Genomic DNA, 680 nt, shown 5'->3' with positions numbered 1-680 from the left:
CGCCCTGCGGCGCGTTGGGGTCCAGCGGCACGTTTTCGGCGCCGTCGGATTCCAGCACGATCCGCGCGGGTGGCGGCCCTTCGCCGCCGCCCATCACCGAGCCGACCGTGGCAATCGCCTGCAGCGCCGTGAAGATGCCCTCCCCCGTCGCGGTTTTCGGCGCCGGCTTCAACCCGTCGATCGCCGCCTTCACCGCGGCGCGGTTCGTCGTCGGCGACACCAGCAGTGAGGCGTTGGCGGCGAAGCCGACCAGTCCCAGGTTGATGCCCGGCGTCAGTTGGCTGGCGAACTGGCTGGCCGCCTGCTCGGCCGCCTTGAGCCGGTTGGGTTCGACGTCGGTCGCGCGCATCGAGTTCGACATGTCGATGATCAGCACGACGCAGGCGCGGTTGCGCGGGATGCGCATGTCGTGCGTGGGCGTGGCCAGGGCGACGGTCAACAGGAACAGCGACAGCAGCGCAACCACGATGGGAACATGCCGCCACCACGACTGCGGCACCTCGGCCTCGGTGAAGCGGCGCAGCCGCTGGCGGCGACGGGCCTGCACGACGACATAGACGGCCAGCAGCGCCAGCGGGATCAGTCCGAAGAGCAGCAGGCCCGGGCGCTGGGTGAACTTGATGTCCAGGCTGCGCAGGTGGGTCTGTAGCCCGGCGTCCTGGATCGGGATCAGGTGGGCG

Annotated in this window: 1 protein-coding gene; it reads right to left on the bottom strand. The window is 70.3% G+C overall.

The window, feature by feature from the left end; genetic code table 11:
• A partial coding sequence (locus A5712_RS06040) for a VWA domain-containing protein (protein ID WP_231982003.1) occupies positions 1 to 637 on the bottom strand: 637 nt, incomplete at its 3' end.
• Positions 638 to 680 lie beyond the last annotated feature (43 nt).

Source organism: Mycobacterium sp. E2327, assembly GCF_001672675.1.
GTDB lineage: Bacteria > Actinomycetota > Actinomycetes > Mycobacteriales > Mycobacteriaceae > Mycobacterium.
The sequence above is the reverse complement of the archived record's forward strand: the minus strand, read 5'-3'. Positions and strand labels throughout refer to the sequence as shown.